Source organism: Agromyces sp. NDB4Y10, from assembly GCF_001620055.1.
Taxonomy (GTDB): Bacteria; Actinomycetota; Actinomycetes; order Actinomycetales; family Microbacteriaceae; genus Agromyces; species Agromyces indicus.
Genome location: NZ_LQGY01000022.1, coordinates 45,644 through 65,527 on the forward strand (window position 1 = coordinate 45,644; position 19,884 = coordinate 65,527).

At 71.6% G+C, this 19,884-nt stretch carries 20 protein-coding genes and 1 tRNA gene; 12 read left to right on the top strand and 9 right to left on the bottom strand.

Translation table 11 applies throughout. The features are described from left to right. Nucleotides 1-254: 254 nt before the first annotated feature. Nucleotides 255-339 (bottom strand) — tRNA-Leu (locus tag AVP42_RS05445). 92 nt (nucleotides 340-431) lie between these two features. On the opposite strand from AVP42_RS05445, the gene AVP42_RS05450 reads away from it, so the two are divergent. After that, entirely contained in the window at nucleotides 432-1,787 is a 1,356-nt protein-coding gene (locus AVP42_RS05450) for a M20/M25/M40 family metallo-hydrolase (RefSeq protein WP_067946893.1), read from the top strand. An 83-nt stretch (nucleotides 1,788-1,870) separates the two neighbouring features. After that, nucleotides 1,871-2,695 (top strand): undecaprenyl-diphosphate phosphatase, encoded by an 825-nt coding sequence (locus tag AVP42_RS05455; RefSeq protein WP_067946895.1) that lies wholly within the window; start codon nucleotides 1,871-1,873, stop codon nucleotides 2,693-2,695. A gap of 71 nt (nucleotides 2,696-2,766) precedes the next feature. On the opposite strand, the gene AVP42_RS05460 is transcribed toward AVP42_RS05455, so the two are convergent. After that, nucleotides 2,767-3,678 carry a PAC2 family protein gene (locus tag AVP42_RS05460; RefSeq protein WP_067946897.1) on the bottom strand — a complete coding sequence of 304 codons (912 nt, stop codon included), beginning with the start codon at nucleotides 3,676-3,678 and terminating at the stop codon, nucleotides 2,767-2,769. Between the two features lie 77 nt (nucleotides 3,679-3,755). Between AVP42_RS05460 and AVP42_RS05465 the strand changes: the two genes are divergently transcribed. From AVP42_RS05465 to lnt, 9 genes are all read left to right on the top strand, one after another. Further along, nucleotides 3,756-4,430, top strand: coding sequence for an HAD family phosphatase (locus AVP42_RS05465; RefSeq protein ID WP_304439341.1), 675 nt, complete (start codon nucleotides 3,756-3,758; stop codon nucleotides 4,428-4,430). Further along, a complete protein-coding gene (locus AVP42_RS05470) occupies nucleotides 4,427-5,443 on the top strand; it encodes a tRNA (adenine-N1)-methyltransferase (RefSeq protein ID WP_067946899.1) in 1,017 nt (338 codons plus the stop codon). The genes AVP42_RS05465 and AVP42_RS05470 overlap by 4 nt, the downstream gene beginning before the upstream one ends. A 39-nt stretch (nucleotides 5,444-5,482) precedes the next feature. Further along, on the top strand, nucleotides 5,483-6,424 hold the full coding sequence (locus AVP42_RS05475; RefSeq protein ID WP_067946901.1) for an FKBP-type peptidyl-prolyl cis-trans isomerase: 942 nt from the start codon (nucleotides 5,483-5,485) through the stop codon (nucleotides 6,422-6,424). Nucleotides 6,425-6,475: 51 nt separating this feature from the next. Next, nucleotides 6,476-7,495, top strand: coding sequence for a YafY family protein (locus tag AVP42_RS05480; protein WP_231878550.1), 1,020 nt, complete (start codon nucleotides 6,476-6,478; stop codon nucleotides 7,493-7,495). Next, nucleotides 7,492-8,508 (top strand): YafY family protein, encoded by a 1,017-nt coding sequence (locus AVP42_RS05485; RefSeq protein ID WP_067946906.1) that lies wholly within the window; start codon nucleotides 7,492-7,494, stop codon nucleotides 8,506-8,508. The genes AVP42_RS05480 and AVP42_RS05485 overlap by 4 nt, the downstream gene beginning before the upstream one ends. A 64-nt stretch (nucleotides 8,509-8,572) precedes the next feature. Beyond that, a complete protein-coding gene (gene tatA / locus AVP42_RS05490) occupies nucleotides 8,573-8,872 on the top strand; it encodes a twin-arginine translocase TatA/TatE family subunit (protein ID WP_067946908.1) in 300 nt (99 codons plus the stop codon). A gap of 48 nt (nucleotides 8,873-8,920) precedes the next feature. Next, a complete protein-coding gene (tatC, locus tag AVP42_RS05495; RefSeq protein ID WP_067946997.1) occupies nucleotides 8,921-9,676 on the top strand; it encodes a twin-arginine translocase subunit TatC in 756 nt (251 codons plus the stop codon). Nucleotides 9,677-9,685: 9 nt separating this feature from the next. Next, nucleotides 9,686-12,115 (top strand): RNA helicase, encoded by a 2,430-nt coding sequence (locus AVP42_RS05500; protein WP_067946910.1) that lies wholly within the window; start codon nucleotides 9,686-9,688, stop codon nucleotides 12,113-12,115. Continuing rightward, nucleotides 12,112-13,728 carry an apolipoprotein N-acyltransferase gene (gene lnt, locus AVP42_RS05505; protein ID WP_082847024.1) on the top strand — a complete coding sequence of 539 codons (1,617 nt, stop codon included), beginning with the start codon at nucleotides 12,112-12,114 and terminating at the stop codon, nucleotides 13,726-13,728. Before AVP42_RS05500 ends, lnt begins: the two co-directional genes overlap by 4 nt. Here the strand turns inward: lnt and AVP42_RS05510 are convergent. The 4 genes from AVP42_RS05510 to AVP42_RS05525 all read right to left on the bottom strand — a co-directional run bounded on the left by AVP42_RS05510 (nucleotide 13,725) and on the right by AVP42_RS05525 (nucleotide 16,339). Then, nucleotides 13,725-14,090, bottom strand: a complete 366-nt coding sequence (locus tag AVP42_RS05510) for an RNA polymerase-binding protein RbpA (protein ID WP_067946914.1) — start codon at nucleotides 14,088-14,090, stop codon at nucleotides 13,725-13,727. The genes lnt and AVP42_RS05510 overlap by 4 nt on opposite strands. Before the next feature lie 86 nt (nucleotides 14,091-14,176). Next, complete coding sequence (locus tag AVP42_RS05515) at nucleotides 14,177-14,932, bottom strand: glycerophosphodiester phosphodiesterase (RefSeq protein ID WP_067946916.1); 756 nt, start codon at nucleotides 14,930-14,932, stop codon at nucleotides 14,177-14,179. Between the two features lie 7 nt (nucleotides 14,933-14,939). Beyond that, entirely contained in the window at nucleotides 14,940-15,851 is a 912-nt protein-coding gene (locus AVP42_RS05520; protein ID WP_369798131.1) for an SPFH domain-containing protein, read from the bottom strand. A gap of 14 nt (nucleotides 15,852-15,865) precedes the next feature. Further along, on the bottom strand, nucleotides 15,866-16,339 hold the full coding sequence (locus AVP42_RS05525) for an NfeD family protein (protein WP_067946920.1): 474 nt from the start codon (nucleotides 16,337-16,339) through the stop codon (nucleotides 15,866-15,868). Between the two features lie 124 nt (nucleotides 16,340-16,463). Between AVP42_RS05525 and AVP42_RS05530 the strand changes: the two genes are divergently transcribed. After that, nucleotides 16,464-17,231 (top strand): SDR family oxidoreductase, encoded by a 768-nt coding sequence (locus tag AVP42_RS05530; RefSeq protein ID WP_067946922.1) that lies wholly within the window; start codon nucleotides 16,464-16,466, stop codon nucleotides 17,229-17,231. A gap of 66 nt (nucleotides 17,232-17,297) precedes the next feature. On the opposite strand, the gene AVP42_RS05535 is transcribed toward AVP42_RS05530, so the two are convergent. From AVP42_RS05535 to AVP42_RS05545, 3 genes are read right to left on the bottom strand one after another with little or no spacing between them, the layout of a single operon-like run. Then, complete coding sequence (locus AVP42_RS05535; protein ID WP_067946924.1) at nucleotides 17,298-17,906, bottom strand: HdeD family acid-resistance protein; 609 nt, start codon at nucleotides 17,904-17,906, stop codon at nucleotides 17,298-17,300. Nucleotides 17,907-17,949: 43 nt separating this feature from the next. After that, the gene (locus AVP42_RS05540) at nucleotides 17,950-19,038 is read right to left on the bottom strand and encodes a 1-acyl-sn-glycerol-3-phosphate acyltransferase (protein ID WP_082847025.1); all 1,089 of its coding nucleotides are present in this window, start codon (nucleotides 19,036-19,038) and stop codon (nucleotides 17,950-17,952) included. 1 nt (nucleotide 19,039) lies between these two features. Continuing rightward, a complete protein-coding gene (locus tag AVP42_RS05545) occupies nucleotides 19,040-19,879 on the bottom strand; it encodes a patatin-like phospholipase family protein (protein WP_067946926.1) in 840 nt (279 codons plus the stop codon). Between the last annotated feature and the right edge of the window lie 5 nt (nucleotides 19,880-19,884).

The window sequence follows — 19,884 nt, forward strand, 5'->3', positions numbered from 1 at the left end:
CCCGCCGACCGCGGCGCGCGACGCGCGACACCGGGGTGCCTCGATGCCGGGATGTCTCGACGCCTGGATGCCGCGACACCGTGCTGCCTCGACGTGGGGATGCCGTTCTCAGGAGATCTCGGCCGGATCGCACGTTCCTCAGGACGACACGCCGTGCCGGACGGCGACCCGCCGGGGGGACTCCTGAAAACGGGTTCGAAACCCCGGAAACGCGAGAAGGCCGGATCCGAAGATCCGGCCTTCTCGACAACGCGTGCGCGAGGGGGGACTTGAACCCCCACGCCCTATACGGGCACTAGCACCTCAAGCTAGCGCGTCTGCCAATTCCGCCACCCGCGCGTTGTCTCGGCCCTGATCGCTCAGCGGCCGTAGAAGACATTAGCACGGTTTTCGAGGCCCACTGAACACGGCCCGGCGCTAGCGTGGACCGCATGGCCGAGACCACCCCGACCGACGCCCGCCCGACCACCGGAGGCGCCGCAGCTGGCCTTCCGGACGGACTCGACGAGACCGCGCTGATCGCCCGCGACCTCATCCGGTTCGACACGACCAACCACGGCGAGGGCCGGTCGAACGGCGAGCGCGAGGCCGCCGAGTACGTCGAGGCGCGGTTGCGGGCCATGGGCCTCGAGCCGGCCGTGTACGAGTCCGCGCCCGGCCGCGCGAGCGTCGTGGCGCGGGTTCCGGGCGCGAACCCGGACAAGCCCGCCCTGGTGCTCCACGGCCACCTCGACGTGGTGCCGGCCGACCCGCGGAACTGGAGCGTGGACCCGTTCGCGGGCGAGATCCGCGACGGCATGCTCTGGGGCCGCGGCGCGGTCGACATGAAGGACATGGACGCGATGATCCTCACGGCGGTCGGCGACATCCTCGCCGAGGGCCGACTGCCCGAGCGCGAGCTCGTGCTCGGGTTCTTCGCCGACGAGGAGGCCGGCGGCCTCTACGGCGCGAGCTGGCTCGTCGACGAGCACCCCGAGCTGTTCGCCGGCGCCACCGAGGCCATCAGCGAGGTCGGCGGCTACTCGATCACGGTCGGCGGGCAGCGCGCCTACCTGCTCCAGACGGGGGAGAAGTCGCTCGTCTGGGTGCGCCTCGTCGCGCACGGCACGGCCGCGCACGGCTCGCGCCTGGTGGGCGACAACGCCGTCACGAAGCTCGCCGAGGCGATCGCCCGCATCGGCCGCCGCGAATGGCCCCTGCGACTCACCGACACGACGCGCGAACTGCTCGCGGCGATCGCGGCGGCCATCGGCGCCGACCCCGAGCAGGTCTCGCCCGACGAGCTGGCGCTCGCCACCGGATCCGCCTCCGGCTTCATCACCGCGACGCTCCGCACGACGTCGAACCCGACGCTGCTCGACGCCGGGTACAAGCACAACGTCATCCCCGACCGCGCCGAGGCCCTCGTCGACATCCGGACGCTGCCGGGCGAGGAGGAGGCGGTCCTCGCGGAGATCCGCGAGCTCATCGGCCCCGACATCGAGATCCAGACCGTGCACCGCGACGTCGGACTCGAGGCGCCCACGCACGGACCGCTCGTCGATGCGGTCACCAGCGCCCTGCACGCGCACGATCCGGAGGCGACCGTGTTCCCGTACCTGCTGAGCGGCGGCACCGACAACAAGTCGCTGTCGCGACTCGGCATCGCCGGCTACGGGTTCGCGCCGCTCCGCCTGCCCGACGGACTCGACTTCCCGGCGATGTTCCACGGCGTCGACGAGCGCGTGCCGCTCGACGCACTAGTCTTCGGTAGGCGGGTCCTGCGCGACCTGCTCCTCGCGTACTGACGTCCTCGTACCGAAGCGCGCTCCGACACACTCCGACCACGACGGTCCCGTGCCCTCCGCCGTCCGGAGGGCGGAAGGGCGATATCCAGTTGATCGAAGCGATCATCCTCGGCCTCGTGCAGGGCCTGACCGAGTTCCTGCCGATCTCCTCGAGCGCGCACCTGCGGATCCTCGGCGAGTTCCTGCCGAACGCGGCCGACCCCGGCGCGGCCTTCACCGCGATCACGCAGCTCGGCACCGAGGCCGCGGTCGTCGTCTTCTTCTGGCGCGACATCGTCCGCATCGTGCGCAACTGGTTCGCCTCGCTCGCCGGCCGCGTGCCGCGGAACGACCCGGACGCGCGCATGGGCTGGCTGATCATCGTCGGCTCGATCCCGATCGTGGTGCTCGGCCTGCTGTTCCAGGACCAGATCGAGACGGTGTTCCGCTCGCTCTACGTGGTGGCGACGATGCTCATCGTGTTCGGCATCGTGCTCGGCCTCGCCGACTGGGCGGGCGCCAAGCGCCGCAAGCTCGACGACCTCACCGTGCCGCACGGCCTCTACTTCGGGCTGGCGCAGTCGCTGGCGCTGATCCCCGGCGTCTCGCGCTCGGGCGGCACGATCACGATGGGACTTCTGCTCGGCTACGAGCGGGCCGCGGCGGCGCGGTACGCGTTCCTGCTGGCGATCCCCGCGGTGTTCGGCTCGGGCTTCTACCAGCTGTTCAAGAGCTGGGGCGAACCGGCCGTCTACGGGCCGCTCGAGACAGCCGTGGCGACCGCGGTCGCGTTCGTCGTCGCCATCCTCGTGATCGCGTTCTTCATGAGCTACATCTCGAAGCGCAGCTTCCTGCCGTTCGTGATCTACCGCATCGCGCTCGGGCTCACGATCTTCGTCCTGCTCGGCACGGGGGTGCTGCAGCCCTAGGCGAGCGGATGCCGCGCCGCGGGCGTGCGCGCGGCATAACGGCTTCCGCCCCGGCCGGTCGGGTCCGCGGCTCAGGCCCCGTCGCGAGGGCGCCAGGGGCCGCTCCCGCCGGGCTGGTCGCCGCGGCGGCGCAGGTACCGCTCGAACTCCTGCGCGATCGCCTCGCCGGAGGCCTCGGGGGCGTCGGCGGCGTCGCGGGCCTGCTCGAGCTGCTGGATGTAGCCGGCCATCTCGTCGTCGTCGGAGGCGAGGGCGTCCACGCTCGCCTCCCAGGCCTGCGCCTCGTCCTCGAGGGAGCCGCGCGGGATGCTGAGGCCGGTGAGCTCCTCGACCTTGCCGAGCAGCGCGAGCACGGCCTTGGGGGACGGCGCGTTGTGCACGTAGTGGGGCACGGACGCCCAGAGCGAGACGGTCGGGATCCCGACCCGCTCGGCCTGGTCGGCGATCACGCTGAGGATCCCGACGGGACCCTCGTAGGTCGATCGCTCGACGCCGAGCGCGGCGCGCACCTCGGGGTTCTCGCTCGAGGCGAAGACGGCGAGCGGGCGCGTGTGGGGCGCGTCGGCGAGCATCGCGCCGAGCAGCACGATGCCCTCGATGTCGGCCGACAGCGCGGCGTCGACGAGCTCGGCGGCGAAGCCCTTCCACGTGCGCGCGGGCTCGGCGCCGAGGAGCACGTGGAGCGCGTCGGCACCGGGTCCGGTGACGCCCTCCTCGTCGGGCTCGGCGGGGATGCCGCTCGGGCCGAGGATCGCCGCGCCGGGCCAGGAGAGCCGCCGCGAGCCGTCCGGCTCGGACTGGATCGTCGGGCGCGTGAACTGGTAGTCGAAGTAGAGCTCGGGATCGACGGCCGCGACCTCGACGAGGCGGAGTCGCTCGGCGAGGAGCCGGGCGGCGCCGGTGGCCGCCTCGCCCGCGTCGTTCCACCCCTCGAATGCGACGATGAGGAGTCGTCCGCCCTGGAACCCGGTCGGCTGCTGCACTCGGTTCGCCCCGCTTCCCGAACCCGGGACCTCCGGGCTCACCTCCACAATAGGCCGTGCGGATAGAATCGCCGGTTGTGACCCCAGCCCTCCCCGCCGCCGTCCTGTGGGACATGGACGGCACCCTCGTCGACACCGAGCCCTACTGGATGCGAGCCGAAGGCGAGCTCGTCCGCGAGTTCGGCGGCAGCTGGACCGACGAGGACGCCCTGCAGGTCGTCGGCGCCGGCCTCTGGGAGGCCGCCGCCGTGTTCCAGCGCGCGGGGGTCGACCTCGACGCCGACACGATCGTCGCGCGCCTGACCGCGCGCGTCCGCGAGCAGCTCGCCGAGCACGGCGTGCCGTGGCAGCCGGGCGCGCAGGCGCTGCTGAAGTCCGTTCGCGACGCGGGCATCCCGACGGCGCTCGTCACCATGTCGGTGCGCTCGATGGCCGAGGACATCGTCGCGGCGATCCCGTTCGAGGCGTTCGACCTGCTCGTCACGGGTGACGAGGTCGCCGAGCCGAAGCCCCACCCCGAGCCGTACCTGACGGCCGCCGAGCGGCTCGGCGTGGCCATCGGCGACTGCGTCGCGATCGAGGACTCGGTGCCCGGGCTCCGTTCCGCGGCATCCGCCGGCACCGTCGCGATCGGCGTGCCGCACATGGTGCCCCTCGACCCGGCCGCCGCGCAGGTCATCTGGGACTCGCTCGACGGGCGGACCGTCGACGACATCGCCCGCGTCGTGGCATCCGCGAGGGAGACCGCATGAGCCGCGGGGAGGCGAGCGGACCCTTCCGCGCCGGCGACCGCGTGCAGCTGACCGGCCCCAAGGGACGCCTGCACACGATCACCCTCGAGCCGGGCAAGCTGTTCCACTCGCACAAGGGCGCGATCGCGCACGACGACCTCATCGGCCTGCCCGACGGCTCGGTCGTGGCCAACCAGGTCGGTGTCGAGTACCTGGCCCTCCGGCCGCTGCTCAGCGACTTCGTGATGTCGATGCCGCGCGGCGCAGCGATCGTGTACCCGAAGGACGCGGCGCAGATCCTCGCGCAGGCCGACGTCTTCCCGGGCGCGACCGTCGTCGAGGCCGGCGTCGGCTCCGGCGCGCTGTCGCTGTGGCTCCTCCGCGCGATCGGCGCGCACGGCCGACTGATGTCGTTCGAGCGTCGCGAGGAGTTCGCCGACGTCGCCCGCGGCAACGTGGCCACCTTCCACGGCGAGGACCCCGAGAACTGGACCATCACCCTCGGCGATCTCGCCGAGGCCCTGCCGGAGCAGGCGCCCGAGGCATCCGTCGACCGCGTCGTGCTCGACATGCTCGCGCCGTGGGAGTGCATCGACGCCGTGTCGACCGCGCTCAAGCCCGGCGGCGTGCTGCTCTGCTACATCGCGACGGTCACCCAGCTCTCGCGCGTCGCCGAGGCGATCCGTGCGACCGGCCGGTACACCGAGCCGCAGGCGAGCGAGACGATGGTCCGCGGATGGCACGTGCAGGGCCTCGCGGTCCGGCCCGACCACCGCATGATCGCGCACACCGGCTTCCTGCTCACCGCACGCCGGCTCGCCCCCGGCACCGTGCTGCCCGAGCTCAAGCGCCGCCCCTCGAAGACGGAGTTCAGCGACGAGGACGTCGAGGCGTGGACGCCCGGTGCGCTCGGCGAACGCAACGTCAGCGACAAGGTGCTGCGCAAGCGCGCACGCGCAGCGGATGCCGCGGCCCGCCGCTCGCGCGGCGACGACGACTCCCGACCCGACACCGAGGCGCCCGACGCCGACTAGGCTGTCTGCGCCCGTTCCACCCAGACGAAACGAGGACCCGTGCGACTCCCGCTCGCGCTTCTGGCCACCGCGACCGCCGTCGCGGTCACGCTCACCGGCTGCACCGCGGCACCCGAACCCGAGGCGACCGCCGGCGCGTCGTCCGACCTCGTCGAGGTCGAGGGCGACTTCGGCCAGGAGCCCCGGGTCGACTTCCCGACGCCCGTCTCCCCGGCCGAGACGCAGTGCACCGAGATCATCGAGGGCGAAGGCGACCGGCTCGTGGCCGGCCAGCAGGCGCTCGTCGGCCTCGCGGTGTACAACGGGACGACCGGCGAGGAGATCGACGTCAACGGGTTCGGCGACCAGGAGCCCGTGCCGATCCTCCTCAGCGAGGGCGGGCTCCCCGGCATCCGGAAGGGCCTCTCGTGCGCCAGCGAGGGCTCGCGCGTCGTGATCGTCGCCCCGCCCGCCGACGCCTTCGGCGAGGAGGGCAACGCCCAGCTCGGCATCGAGCCGGACGACAGCCTCGTCATGGTGTTCGACGTGCACCGCGCGTTCCTGCTCAAGGCGAACGGCGCGCCGCAGATCGCCCGCGACGGGTTCCCCGCCGTGGTGACGGCTCCCGACGGGCGTCCGGGCATCACCGTGCCCGACACCGAGCCCTTCGAGTCGACCGAGGTCGAGGTGCTGAAGGCCGGCTCCGGCGCGGTAGTCGAGGACGGCGACCAGGTCGTCGTGCACTACACGGGCGTGCTGTGGGACGACAACTCCGTCTTCGACTCCACTTGGGAGCGCAACGGCCCGACGGCGTTCGTCGTCGCCGAGGGCGAGGGCTCGCAGGTCGTGCCCGGGTTCGCCGAGGCGCTCATCGGCCAGAAGGTCGGCTCGCAGGTCGGAGTGGTCATCGCACCGGAGGACGGCTACGGCGACGCCGAGCAGGCGGGCATCCCGGCCGGCTCGACGCTGTTCTTCGTCATCGACATCCTCGGCGTGGTGTGACCGGCGGGCGCGTCGTCCGCCCGTCGCACGCCGGTCAGTATGATCGCTGACGTGGCGTCATCCAAGCGCTCGGGGGAGCCGAGGATCCCGGTCGAGGACCGGCTCTTCAGCCTCGTCCTCGCGCTGCTCGCGACCGAGACCGGGCTGCTGAAGTCCGAGATCCTCTCGACGGTGCGCGGCTACGCCGAGCGCTACGACGATCGCGGCGGCAACGCCAACCTCGAGCGCCAGTTCGAGCGCGACAAGGACGAGATCCGCGACCTCGGCATCCCGCTCGAGACGATCGAGTCGCCCGACCGACCGGGCGACAACCAGGCGCTGCGCTACCGGATCCCGAAGGGCGACTACGACCTCCCGGTCGACGTCCGGTTCACGCCCGACGAGCTCGCCCTGCTCGGCCTCGCCGCCGAGGTCTGGCGCGAGGCCTCGCTGTCCTCCGACTCGCAGCGTGCGCTCACGAAGCTCCGATCGCTCGGCATCGAGCCGCGTGAGCCCGTGATCGGCTACGCGCCGCGGCTCCGGGTGCGAGAGGCCGCGTTCGAGCCGATCCGGCAGGCGCTCGACAAGCGGCAGCGCGTCCGGTTCCGCTACCTCAAGCCGGGGGAGCGCGAGCCGAGGCTGCGCACCGTCGAGCCGCACGCGGTCGTGCTCCACGAGGGTCGCTGGCACCTGCACGGCCGTGACGTCGACGCGGGCGCCCCGCGCACGTTCCTCCTCTCGCGCATCGTCGGCGACGTGCAGTCGCTGGCCGGCAGGCCCTTCGATCCGCCGCCCGCCGACGTGCAGGACCGGGCGCTCGCCGACCTGCGGGCGCTGCGGCAGGCCAACATCGCCGACCTCGCGGTGACCGCGGGCTCCGACGCCGAGGTGCGCCTCGGCAAGCGGGCGGTGGAGGCCGACGACGACGCGGGCGTCATCCGGCTGCACTACACGGATGCCGCCGTCTTCGCCGACGAACTGGCCTCGTACGGCCCGGAGGTCCGTGTGCTCTCACCCTCGACGCTGCGTGACGCCGTCCGCGAGCGGCTCGCCGCGGTCGCGGCCACCCACCGCCCGGGAGCCGATCGATGAGCGCGTCGCCGCGTCGGCCCGCCGGGATGCGCGGGCCCGACAAGCTCGTGTTCCTGCTCGCCCTCGTCCCGTACCTGCTCGAGCAGCGCGTGGTCGACGTCTCCGAGGCCGCTGCGCACTTCGGGGTGGGCGAGGAGGAGATCCGCGACGCGGTCCGGCTGATCGCCACGTCGGGCCTGCCGGGCGCGACCGGGACCTACCAGCCGAACGACCTGTTCGACATCGACTGGGACTCCTTCGAGGAGGACGACGTCATCGTGATCGTCCACCACGTGGCGATCGACGACGCCCCCCGGCTGTCGGCGCGCGAGGCGGCGGCGCTCATCGCCGGACTCCAGTACCTCTCGGCGTCGCCCGAGAACGCCGGGAGCGCCTCGCTCGCCGCGCTCACCGAGAAGCTCCGCGCGGGCGCGTCCGCCGCTCCCAGCCGGCTCGCCGTCGCCGAGGAGGCCGCCGATGCATCGCTCGCCGTGGTTCGGCGGGCCGTGGCATCCGGTCGTCAGCTCGAGTTCGACTACCTCAACGCGCGAGGGGAGCGCCGACGCCGGCGCGTGGATCCCCTGCGCATCGCCTCGCTCGGCGCCGACTGGTACCTGCAGGCGTTCGACCACCTCCGCGAGGAGGTCCGGAACTTCCGCATCGACCGGATGAGCGGGCTCGAGGTCGCCGACGAGCCGATCGCCGACCACTCCGACCGGCCGATCCCCGAGACGCTCTTCCAGGCGTCCGACACCGATCTCGAGGTCGTCGTCGACGTGGCGCCGGCGACGCTGCCACTCCTGGCGGACTACCTCGCCGACTCGACCACGACCGAGGTCGACGGGCGGCTCCGCGTGACCCTTCGCCTCGCCCACGTGCACGGCCTCAAGCGCCTGGTCGCGGGTCTGCCCGGACTGGTGACGGTCGTCGCCCCGGAGGAGGCGCGTGCGGTGGTCGCGGAGTGGGCCGAGGCGGGCCTGGCCGGCTACCCGGATGACGACCCCGGTGCGTCGTCCGCGCCGGCCGACGGGTGAGGCGAACGCCGCCGGCGACCGGTTAGACTGAGCGGACCATCCCGCCAGAATTGGACGAGCACCTATGTTTGGAAACGCCTTCACCGGTTGGCACGCGCTGATCATCCTGCTGGTGATCCTGCTGCTGTTCGGTGCGCCGAAGCTTCCCGCCCTCGCGCGGAGCCTGGGCCAGTCGATGAAGATCCTGAAGAACGAGGTCCGGTCGGACTCCGACGAGCGCACCGACGCGTCCGACGGCACGACGACCACCGACGCGCCCGTCACGGGCACGTCGACCGCGTCGAACGCATCGACCACCACGCCGCCCGCGTCGTCGACGACCGGTGATCCGGCGAAGCGCACGGACGCCGGCCCGAACGCCTAGCCCGTGTCGGCCGTGAAGGATCGCGGCACCGCGAACCGCGAGAAGCGGATGTCGCTCGGCGCGCACCTCCTCGAGTTGCGCAAGCGCCTCTTCACGTCGGCGATCGCCATCGTCGTCGGTGCGGTCGCCGGGTGGATCCTCACCGACCTGTTCGTGTGGAACGCCCTGCAGGCGCCGGTCCAGGCCGTCGCCGAGGCGCACGGCGGCGACGGGTCGGGCATCATCTTCCCGACCATCTCGAGCGCGTTCGACCTGCGGCTGCAGGTCGCGTTCACGGTGGGCATCGTCATCTCGAGCCCGGTCTGGCTGTACCAGATCTTCGCGTTCCTGGTCCCCGGGCTGAACGCTCGCGAACGCCGCTTCACCTACATCTTCCTGGCCTCCGCCATCCCGCTCTTCCTCGCCGGGTGCGCCGCCGGGTGGTTCGTGCTGCCGAACATCGTGAAGCTCATGACCGGGTTCGTCCCGGAGGGCAGCGAGTCGCTGCTCCTCGCGAAGGAGTACTACGACTTCGTGCTGAAGCTGGTCCTGGCGATCGGCATCGCGTTCGTCGTGCCGGTGTTCATCGTGCTGCTGAACCTCGCCGGGGTGCTCAGCGCGGCGTCGATCATCAAGAGCTGGCGGGTCGCCATCCTCGTCATCACGCTGTTCACCGCGATCGCCACCCCGTCGGCCGACGTCGTCTCGATGTTCATGCTCGCGATCCCGATGATCGGGCTCTACTTCGCGGCGTGGGGCATCGCGCATCTGCACGACAAGCGCGTCGCCAAGCGCAATCAGCTGGAGTTCGGCAGTCCTGTCTAGGCTGGGGGGATGAGCCTCTCGCCGGCGGAACGCTACGCATTGTCCCGGCAGCAACGGCGCCAGCCGAGGCTGCAGGAGTTCGCGGCGAACCTGTCCTTCGACCTCGACCCGTTCCAGCGCGCCGCGTGCGGCGCCCTCGACGAAGGGCGGAGCGTGCTGGTCGCCGCACCCACCGGCGCGGGCAAGACGGTGGTCGCGGAGTACGCGGTCTACCTCGCGATGGAGTCGGGCGACGAGAAGGTGTTCTACACGACGCCCATCAAGGCGCTCTCGAACCAGAAGTACCAGGAGTTCGTCGACACCTGGGGGGCCCGCAACGTCGGCCTGCTCACCGGCGACACGAACATCAACTCCGGCGCTCGCATCGTGGTGATGACCACCGAGGTCCTCCGCAACATGCTCTACGCCGACTCGCCGCTGCTCGACCGGCTCGCGTACGTCGTCATGGACGAGGTGCACTACCTCGCCGACCGATTCCGCGGCGCGGTGTGGGAGGAGGTCATCATCCACCTCCCGGAGGTGGTGCGCCTGGTCTCCCTGAGCGCCACGGTGTCCAACGCCGAGGAGTTCGGCGACTGGCTGCAGGCCGTGCGCGGCGACACGGACGTGATCGTCTCCGAGCAGCGGCCGGTACCCCTCGAGCAGCACGTGCTCGCGGGCGGGAAGCTCGTGGACCTCTTCGACTCATCGGGGCAGGCGGCCACCCATCGGGTGAATCCCGAGCTCCAGCGCCTCGCCCGCGCGGGCGGGCGGTCGATCCGGGGCCGTTCGGAACGCGGGCGGCGCGGAAGCGACCGCGGCCGGTTCCACCAGGGCGGGCACGGTGCCTCGCGCATCGACCGGCCGGATGTGGTCGCCCTGCTGCACTCCAAGCACCTGCTGCCCGCGATCGTGTTCATCTTCTCCCGCGCCGGCTGCGACCAGGCGGTCCGCCAGGTGCTCCGCAGCGGCATCCGCCTCACCGACACGGCCGAACGAGATGAGATCCGATCCATCGTCGAGGAGCGCGCCCGGATGCTGCGCGACGACGACCTGGCCGTGCTCGGCTACTGGGAGTGGCTCGAGGGCCTGCAGCGAGGCGTGGCGGCGCACCACGCGGGCATGCTGCCGACCTTCAAGGAGATCGTCGAGGACCTCTTCCAGCGCAAGCTCCTGAAGGTCGTGTTCGCCACCGAGACCCTGGCGCTCGGCGTCAACATGCCCGCGCGCTCGGTCGTGCTCGAGAAGCTGGAGAAGTTCAACGGCGAGGCGCGCGTGCCCATCACGCCGGGGGAGTACACCCAGCTCACCGGTCGAGCGGGGCGACGTGGCATCGACGTCGAGGGCCATTCCGTGATCCAGTGGGTCGACGGGCTCGATCCCGAGGCGGTGGCCTCGCTGGCGTCCCGGCGCAGCTATCCGCTGAACTCCAGCTTCTCGCCGACCTACAACATGGCCGTGAACCTCGTCGACCAGTTCGGCCGCGAGCGGACCCGTCAGGTGCTCGAGCTGTCGTTCGCGCAGTTCCAGGCCGACCGCGCGGTCGTCGACCTCGCCCGAACCCTGCGCAAGCAGGAGGAGTCGATGGCCGGCTTCGAGCGCGCGATGCAGTGCCACCTGGGCGACTTCGGCGAGTACGCGGGGATCCGTCGGCGCATCGCCGACCTCGAGCGGCAGCAGGCGAAGGGCAACCCGACCCACGCCCAACGCGAGCGGATGCAGCGGGAGCTGGCCTCCGAGCGCAAGCGCCTCCGGGCGCATCCGTGCCACGGTTGCGCCGAGCGCGAGCAGCACGCCCGCTGGGCCGAGCGGTGGTGGCGCCTGAAGCGAGACCACGACGACCTCAGCCGCCAGATCCGGACCCGCACCGGCCAGGTCGCCAAGCGGTTCGACCGGGTCGCCGAGGTGCTCGTGCAGCTCGGCTACCTCGAGTCGGACGGGCAGGGCGGGCTCGTCTCCACGGCGGCGGGTCGCACCCTGAAGCGCATCTACGGCGAACGCGACCTGCTCGTGGCCGAATCCCTCCGGCGCGACCTGTGGGCCGGCCTCGACGTCGCGGGCATCGCCGCGATGGCGGCCGCGCTCGTGTACGAGCCGCGTCGGGACGAGCGCGGCCTGCAGTTCCGGCTCCCGAAGGGACCGTTCCGCGCGGCGTTCGATCGCACGACCGATGCGTGGAGCGAACTCGACGACGTCGAGCGCGACCACCGCCTGCCGGGGACCGAGCAGCCGTCTCCGGCGCTCTCGGCGGCCATGCACGCCTGGGCCCGCGGCGCGGCGCTCGGCAGCGTCCTGTCGGAGACCGAGCTCGCCGCGGGCGACTTCGTGCGCCTGTCCAAGCAGGTCATCGACCTCCTCGACCAGATCTCGATCGTGGCCGACGCCGAGCTGGGCGCCACCGCGCGCGCCGCGATCGACGCCGTCCGGCGCGGCGTGGTCGCGTACGGTGCCGCCGCATGAGTACCACTCCGATGCGAACGGATGCCGCAGCCGAGGCATCCGCTGACCGCACCCGGCCCGTCATGCCGCTGTGGGCCGCGCTGCTCGTGTCCGCGCTCGGCGGCGTCGTGTACGACCTCGGGTTTCCCGGAGCGAGCGTCTGGCCGCTGGCGTTCGTCGGCATCGGCATGGCGCTCGTCTCCCTGATCGGGCGTTCCTCCTGGGCGGCCTTCCACATCGGACTCGTCTTCGGGCTCGGCTTCTACCTCACGCACGTGTCGTGGACCTCGTTGTACCTCGGGCCCGTGCCGTGGCTCGCCCTCTCGATCCTCCAGTCGTTGTTCGTGGCGGGCGGAGCCGTCCTCATCGCCCTGGCGTACCGGTGGCTGCCGCGCGCGACGTCGTCCCGCTGGGCTCGCCTCGTGCTGCTGCCGCTCCTCGTCGCCGGATTGTGGATCGTGCGCGAGACCGCGACGGGCAGCATCCCCTACGGCGGATTCCCATGGGGGCGCGCTGCCCTCAGCCAGTCCGAGAGCCCGTTCGCGCAGGTCGTGTCGTGGGTCGGCTCGAGCGGCCTGGGCCTCGTCATGGTCGCGCTCGTCGCCGGTGTCATCGAGTGGGTGCGGTTGCGCGGGTGGCGCGACGTTCGCCGCGCGGTCCCGGTCGTCGCGCTCCTCGTGGTCGCCGTGGCGGTGCCCGCCTGGCCGACGACACCGACGGGGGAGCTCCGCGTGGCGAGCGTGCAGGGCAACGGGCCGTCGGGCTACTTCGACGAGCGCGAACCCGGCGACATCCTCGCAGCGCAGCTCGACGCGACCGAGCCGGTGCTCGACGAACCCGGCATCGACGTGCTGCTCTGGCCCGAGGGCGGCTCGGACGTCGACCCGACCCGCAGCGCCGGGGCCGCGCGCACCTTCGACGACCTGAGCGAACGCATCGGCGCGCCCGTCGTGCTGAACACGGTGACGGTCGACGACGAGGAGCGGTTCTACAACACCTCGCTGCTCTGGGAGTCCGGCGCCGGCGCGGTCGACCGGTTCTCGAAGCGGAACCCGGTGCCCTTCGGCGAGTACATCCCCGACCGCTGGTTCTACGACGCCCTCGTCCCCGAGCTCACGGGCCTCATCCAGCGCGGCTACTCGCCGGGCACGGAACCACCCGTCTTCGACGTGGGCGGCGCGGTCGCCGGGCTCGCGATCTGCTTCGACGTCATCTACGACGGCCTCATCTGGGAGGGCGCGCGCGACGGCGCGGAGCTCTACCTCCTGCAGACCAACAACGCCGACTTCCGCGGCACCGACGAGAACCAGCAGCAGCTCGCGATCGCGCGGCTGCGCGCGATCGAGACCGGCCGCTCCGTGGTGAACATCTCCACGGTCGGCACCAGCCAGGTCATCGACCCCACCGGTCGCACCGTCGACGAACTCCCGGCGTACGAGGCCGGGGCCATGGTGACCGACGTCGAGCTGCGCGAGGGACTCACGCCGGCGGTCGTGCTGGGCGGATTCGTGCCGACGCTCACGGTGATCGCGGCGATCGGCGGTCTCATCGCGGTCGGGGTGCGTGGGCGGACGCAGAACGCCCCGCGCCGGACGGGATCCGGGCGGGGCGACGGCGGGGAATCGGCGGTCTAGGCGCCGATCTTCTGCTGGCCGCGTCGGGCCCGCAGGTAGTTGAGGCGCTCCTGAAGGAGTTCCTCGAGCTCGGCGCGCGTGCGGCGCTCGAGCAGCATCTCCCAGTGGGTACGGGCGACCTTCTCGCCCGACCGGTCGATCTCGACCGGCTTCGAGTCCACGAGGAGGACCGCGGAGCTGCCGCAGTGGCGGCATTCCCACATCTCGGGGATCTCGGCCTCCGTCGAGAAGGTCATGACCGTGTCGCGCCCGCACGCCTCGCACTGGTAGGTGTAGTCGGCACGGTCGGCGAACACGACGCCGTCCTCGCTCTGCAGGCTCTGGGCGCCGATTCGCATGCCCCGAAGGCTCCGGTCCGCCATGGCGTACTCCTCTCGATCGTCAATCAGGTATAGACGATCAAGCTGGGCGTATTCTTCCCGGGGGCTGGGGTTTTGCCGGGGAACTCTCAGCTTCCCGAGACGACCCGCAGCGCGACGTCGGCCCGGTCGGTGACGATGCCGTCGACGCCGAGTCGCAGCAGCCGTCGCATGTCCGCCTCGGCGTTGACCGTCCACACGTGCACTTCGAGGCCGGCGGCGTGCGCGCGTTCGAGCAGGCGTGGCGTCAGCAGCGGGACCCGCCCCACGCGCTCGGGGATCTGGAGCACCTGGGCACCTGCCACCGCCCGACGCAGCAGGGCCGGGCTCCCGACGACGGATGCCGCCCGCGCCCGCAGCACGGAAGCGCGCCCCGCCGAGGTCACGACCCCCGGAAGCATCGCCGCGAGCCGGCGGCGCCGCGCGTCGGAGAACGCCGTGAGCAGTACCCGATCCCGGGCGTCGGCAGCCCGGATGGCCTCCACCGTCGCGGCGACCGCCGGATCCGTCTTGACGTCGATGTTGAATCGCGCCGCGGGGAACGCATGCAGTGCTTCGATCAGGGTCGGGAAGCCCTGGCCGTGTCCGAGGTCGACCCGGCGCAGCGCATCCGCAGTGAGGTCGGCGACCCGCTCGGTCCGACCGGGTGCGACGCGCCCGAGCTCGGGGTCGTGGGCGATCACGGCCTCGCCGTCGGCACTGAGGTGCACGTCGGTCTCGAGGTAACCGGCACCCGCGCGCACGGCGTGCTCGAAGGCGAGCAGGGTGTTCTCGGGTGCGTCGAGCGCCAGCCCGCGGTGCGCGAGCACGCGGGGCGCCGCCGGTTCGAACCAGGGCGAGCCCACGGGAGGGTCAGCCGGGCAGGTCCGTGCGGGTACCCGGTGCGCCGGTCGCGCCGTCCTTCGGCGTGAAGGCGCCGCCGATCCCCTTCAGGGCCTCGGTGAGCTCGCTCGGGATGATCCAGAGCTTGTTCGACGCGCCCTCGGCGAGCTGGGGGAGCATCTGCAGGTACTGGTAGCCGAGCAGCTTGGGGTCGGGGTCGCCCTTGTGGATGGCGTCGAAGACCGTGAGGATCGCCTCGGCCTCACCCTGTGCACGGAGCACGGCGGCCTTGGCGTCGCCCTCGGCCTTGAGGATCGAGGCCTGCCGGGCACCCTCGGCCTCGAGGATGGCGGACTGCTTCGTGCCCTCGGCGGTGAGGATCGCGGCGCGGCGGTCGCGCTCCGCGCGCATCTGCTTCTCCATCGAGTCCTGGATGGACAGGGGCGGATCGATCGCCTTGAGCTCGACGCGGGAGACGCGGATGCCCCACTTGCCGGTCGCCTCGTCGAGCACGATGCGGAGCTGGCCGTTGATGTTGTCGCGGCTCGTGAGTGCCTCTTCGAGGTTCAGGCCGCCGACCACGTTGCGGAGGGTGGTCGTGGTGAGCTGCTCGACCGCGCCGAGGTAGTTGTTGATCTCGTAGGTCGCCGCGCGGGCGTCGGTGACTTGGAAGTAGACGACCGTGTCGATCGACACGACGAGGTTGTCCTCGGTGATCACCGGCTGCGGAGGGAACGAGACGACCTGCTCGCGCATGTCGACGAGCGGCAGCAGCCGGTCGATGAAGGGCACGAGGAGGTTCAGGCCGGGGGAGAGGGTCTTGTGGTACCGGCCGAGCCGTTCGACGACGCCCGAGTACGCCTGGGGGACGATCCGGATGGATCGCGCGATGACCACGATCGCGAAGATCGCGATCGCCGCGACGACGACCAGGGTGATGATGGGGCCGATGTCGTTCACGCCTGGGCGCTCCTCTCAATGGGCACGACGACCGCCGTCGCGCCGTCGATGCCGGTGACGAGCACGCGCTCGCCCGCGGCGACGTCCGCCTGCTCGGTGATGGGCGAGAGCCGCGCCGTCCAGACGTCGCCGTTGTGCAGCTTGACCTGGCCGCCGGCGGCGGTGACCGTGCGCACCACGCTGCCCTCGGCGCCGATCAGCGCATCGACGTTGCTGCGCGCCGGATCCGCACCGCGGCGCAGCAGCCGCAGCAGCGATGGTCGAAGCGTCAGCAGCAGTGCGACCGCGACGACGGCGGCCACGATGAACTGCGCCCACCAGGGGATGCCGGTGAGGCCGGAGAGCAGTCCCGCGACGCTGCCGAGCGCGAGCATGAGGAACGTCATCTCGAGGGTGAACACCTCGATGGTCGCGAACACGAGGATCAGCACCAGCCAGGCGATCCACGCGTACTGCGTCAGCACATCCACTTCGACTCCTTCGGGCTACCTCGAACCTATCAGCGCGCGGGACGCCGGTGGGGGAGTTGGTAGTCTCGGGGGCGGCGCTCCGCGTGGCGCCCAGCCATCCCCGCACCGCATCGAGGAGCCCATCGTGACCAACCCGCTCGCCCCCGGATCGCTCGACGGTCGCGTCGCCGTCGTCACGGGCTCGTCCCGCGGCATCGGCGCCGACACCGCACGGTATCTCGCCGAAGCGGGCGCCGCCGTCGTGATCAACTACCGCAGCAAGGCGCCGCGAGCCGAGAAGATCGTCGGCGAGATCACCGCCGCGGGCGGTCGGGCGATCGCGGTCGGCGCCGACCTGACGGATGCCGCGTCGGTCCGGGCGATGTTCGAGCGCGCCGTCGACGAGTTCGGGCCGATCGACCTCCTCGTGCTCAATGCCTCGGGCGGCATGGAGTCCGGCATGGGGGAGGACTACGCGATGCGCCTGAACCGCGACGCGCAGGTCAACGTCGTCGAGAACGCGCTGCCCCACCTCGCCGAGCACTCGCGGATCGTGTTCGTCACCAGCCACCAGGCGCACTTCATCCGTACGACGCCGACGATGCCGGAGTACGAGCCGGTCGCGCTCTCGAAGCGAGCCGGTGAGGACGCACTCCGGGCGAAGCTGCCCGAACTCGACGCGAAGGGCGTCGAGTTCGTCGTCGTCTCCGGCGACATGATCGAGGGCACCATCACCGCGACGCTGCTCGAGCGCGCCAACCCGGGTGCCATCGCCGCGCGCAAGGAGGACGCGGGCAAGCTGTACAACGTCGCGGAGTTCGCCGCCGAGGTCGCGGCCGCCGCCGTCGACCCGGTCCCGGACGACCACACGCGCTACGTCGGCGACGTCTCCGGCTTCTCGCCCGAGCGCTAGCGCGAGAGGCGGGGCCGGTCGAATCCGAGACGACCGGCCCCGCAGTCCGCCCTGCAGCCCCCCGACTCAGGCGGACACTTGGAGATCACGACCGAACGTGAACGCCCGGACGATCTGCATGATGCCGAGGATGATCAGCGAGATGCCGGTCACCCAGAAGAGGATGACGGCGCCCCACAGCGGCGAGAAGAGCAGCACGATGCCGGCGATGACGCTGAGCAGGCCGAAGAAGATCGACCAGCCCTTGGACGCCGAGTTGCCGGCCTGGGCGAGGGCGACCGCACCTTCGACGATCCAGAGGATGCCGACGAGCACGCCGAGGAAGATCCCCAGCACCACGGCGCTCTCGCTGGGGCTCGTGAGCATGAGGATGCCGCCGATCACGAAGAGCACGCCGAGGATGATGTCGAGCGCCCTCGCGCCGCCGGAGAGACCCTTCGAGAAGATGCCGAGTCCGACGTAGGCGAGGCCGGCGATGAGGAAGTAGATCCCGATGAGGACCGTGAGCACGATCGCGGAGTTCTTCGGCCAGAACGTGATGAAGATCCCGGCGATCAACGCGAGGACGCCGGTGATGCCGAGGGCGACGCGGATGGTGCTGACGGCCGATCTCGTGAGGTCGGCGGAATCGAACGCGAATGCGGCGAAGCCGCTGCTGGACTGCGGGGACGACATGACGACGACTCCTTCCGGCACGCGCGGGGTTGCGTGCTCGCGCTCAGCGTATGCCCGCGGGTCCTTCGGAGCGCGGAGGAAACCGCGTGCTTCCCGGCGTGTCGCGGTCCTGTCGCCGGTGCTGGCCGATCCAGTCGTCGATGTCCTCCCACTCCTGGAGGAGCCAGTCGAACCGTTCCTCGCGGGCGGTCGGGATCTCGTTCCGCGGCACTCGCCAGAACCGCATGACGATGGTCTTGTCGGTCGGGAGCTCGCGCCAGACGTCCGTGATGGTCCGGATCCGTTCGAGTCCGGTGTGGGCCACGAAGTAGACGTCGGCATCGGGCGCGGCGTCCAGCGCGGCGAAGAAGCCGCCGGGTCGCGGGGCCATGACGTTCTGCAAGCGCGCAGCCCGGTCTGCGGCTGCGTGGAGCCCCGCGGCGCGCAGCCGCTCGATCGCACGGGTGCGCCGTCGTTCGGTGAAGTTCCCGCCCTCCGGGAAGATGACGAGCGCGTCGCGCGGCCCCATGTCGGTGGCGAGGTCGCGGATCCGGTCGAGGAGGAGGTGGTCGACGGGGCGGTGCGCATCCGGGGCCGGTTCCGGCGCCAGGAACCGGTTCGGCAGGCGATTGAGGACGACGTCGATCGCCGGGTCCCACTGCATCGTGTCCTTCAGGACGATCCGCGGCGATCGCTCGAACCAGTCGAACACCGCGTGCACGAGGATGAACGAGTCGCCCGGGCCGGCGTGGCGGCTGGCGATGACCCTCGGCCCGTCGTCGTCGTGGAACCCTGCCGGCACGCGCACGTCGATGTCCAGGCGGAGGACCCATCGTCCGTTCCAGAACAGGAACTCGAGCATGCGAGCCACGAAACGATATTGCGCTCTCCGGAAGGTGGGTGAGTGGATGCGAAGCCCGAACCCGGACGCGACCCAGAGTGCGAACAGCCCGATCAGGGCCGCGGCATCCCACAGCAGGTAGAGGTTGCCCATCCACAGCAGCCGCGGCGTCCGCAATCGGGTCTCGAGGAGCAGCGAGACGGCGACGGCGACCACGAGCCAGAGGGGCAGCAGCGCCGTGACCGCGATCGCGGCGACGACCACCGCCGGCGCCAGGACGAGGCGCCGGACCCATCTCGGCGGGACGCGCATGTCAGGAGGACGACCGGCGGCTCGCGTGGGGCGCCGCGGCCTCCGTGTCGAGGTGGTCGGACGCGGCCTGATGGGCCCGCTCCATCCGTCGGCGCACGGCGACGGGGGAGAGGTTGCGGGCGATGCGGTTGTCGCGTTCGCTCGCGGTGCCCGTGGGAAGCAGGTGCAGGCGCGTCGTGGGCGGCAGCGCCGCCCGGTCGCGCGCGAACCGATGGCGGCGGGAGATCTCGAAGGCGACGCGGGCGTTGTCGAATTGGTTCCGGGGCGCCGAGAGCGGGTGCTCGATCCGCCCCACCTGCATCACGTAGATGTCGGTGGCTCCCGCGGCCGCGGCTTCGCTGATCGGGATCGAGTTCACGATGCCGCCGTCGACGAAGTGCTCGTCGCCGATGCGCACGGCCGGGAACACCCCGGGCAGCGCCGCGGAGGCGAGGACCGCGGGCACGAGCGGCCCTTCGGCGAACCAGTGCTCGGCCGCCCGCTCGATGCTCGCCGCGCAGCACCGGAATTCGACCTCGAGGTCGGCGAACGTGCGGACGCGGGGGAGAGCGCCCTCGAGGAGCCGCACGAGCGGTCCGCGCGACATCACGTGCGCCCGGCCGGGCCGCACCCCGAGCCCGGTCGTGAGGACTCGGGCGTCCCGCGACGTCCAGGCGTGGTCCAGTCGGTCGATGCACCGGTCGGGGTCGGCGGCGACGATCGCGCCGTTGATCGCGCCGATCGACGTCCCCACGACGAGGTCGGGCCGGATGCCGCGCTCGAGCACCGCGCGGAGCATGCCCACCTGCACGGCGCCCAGGACGCCGCCACCGCCGAGCACGAACGCCACCTTCGCGGTCATGGCAG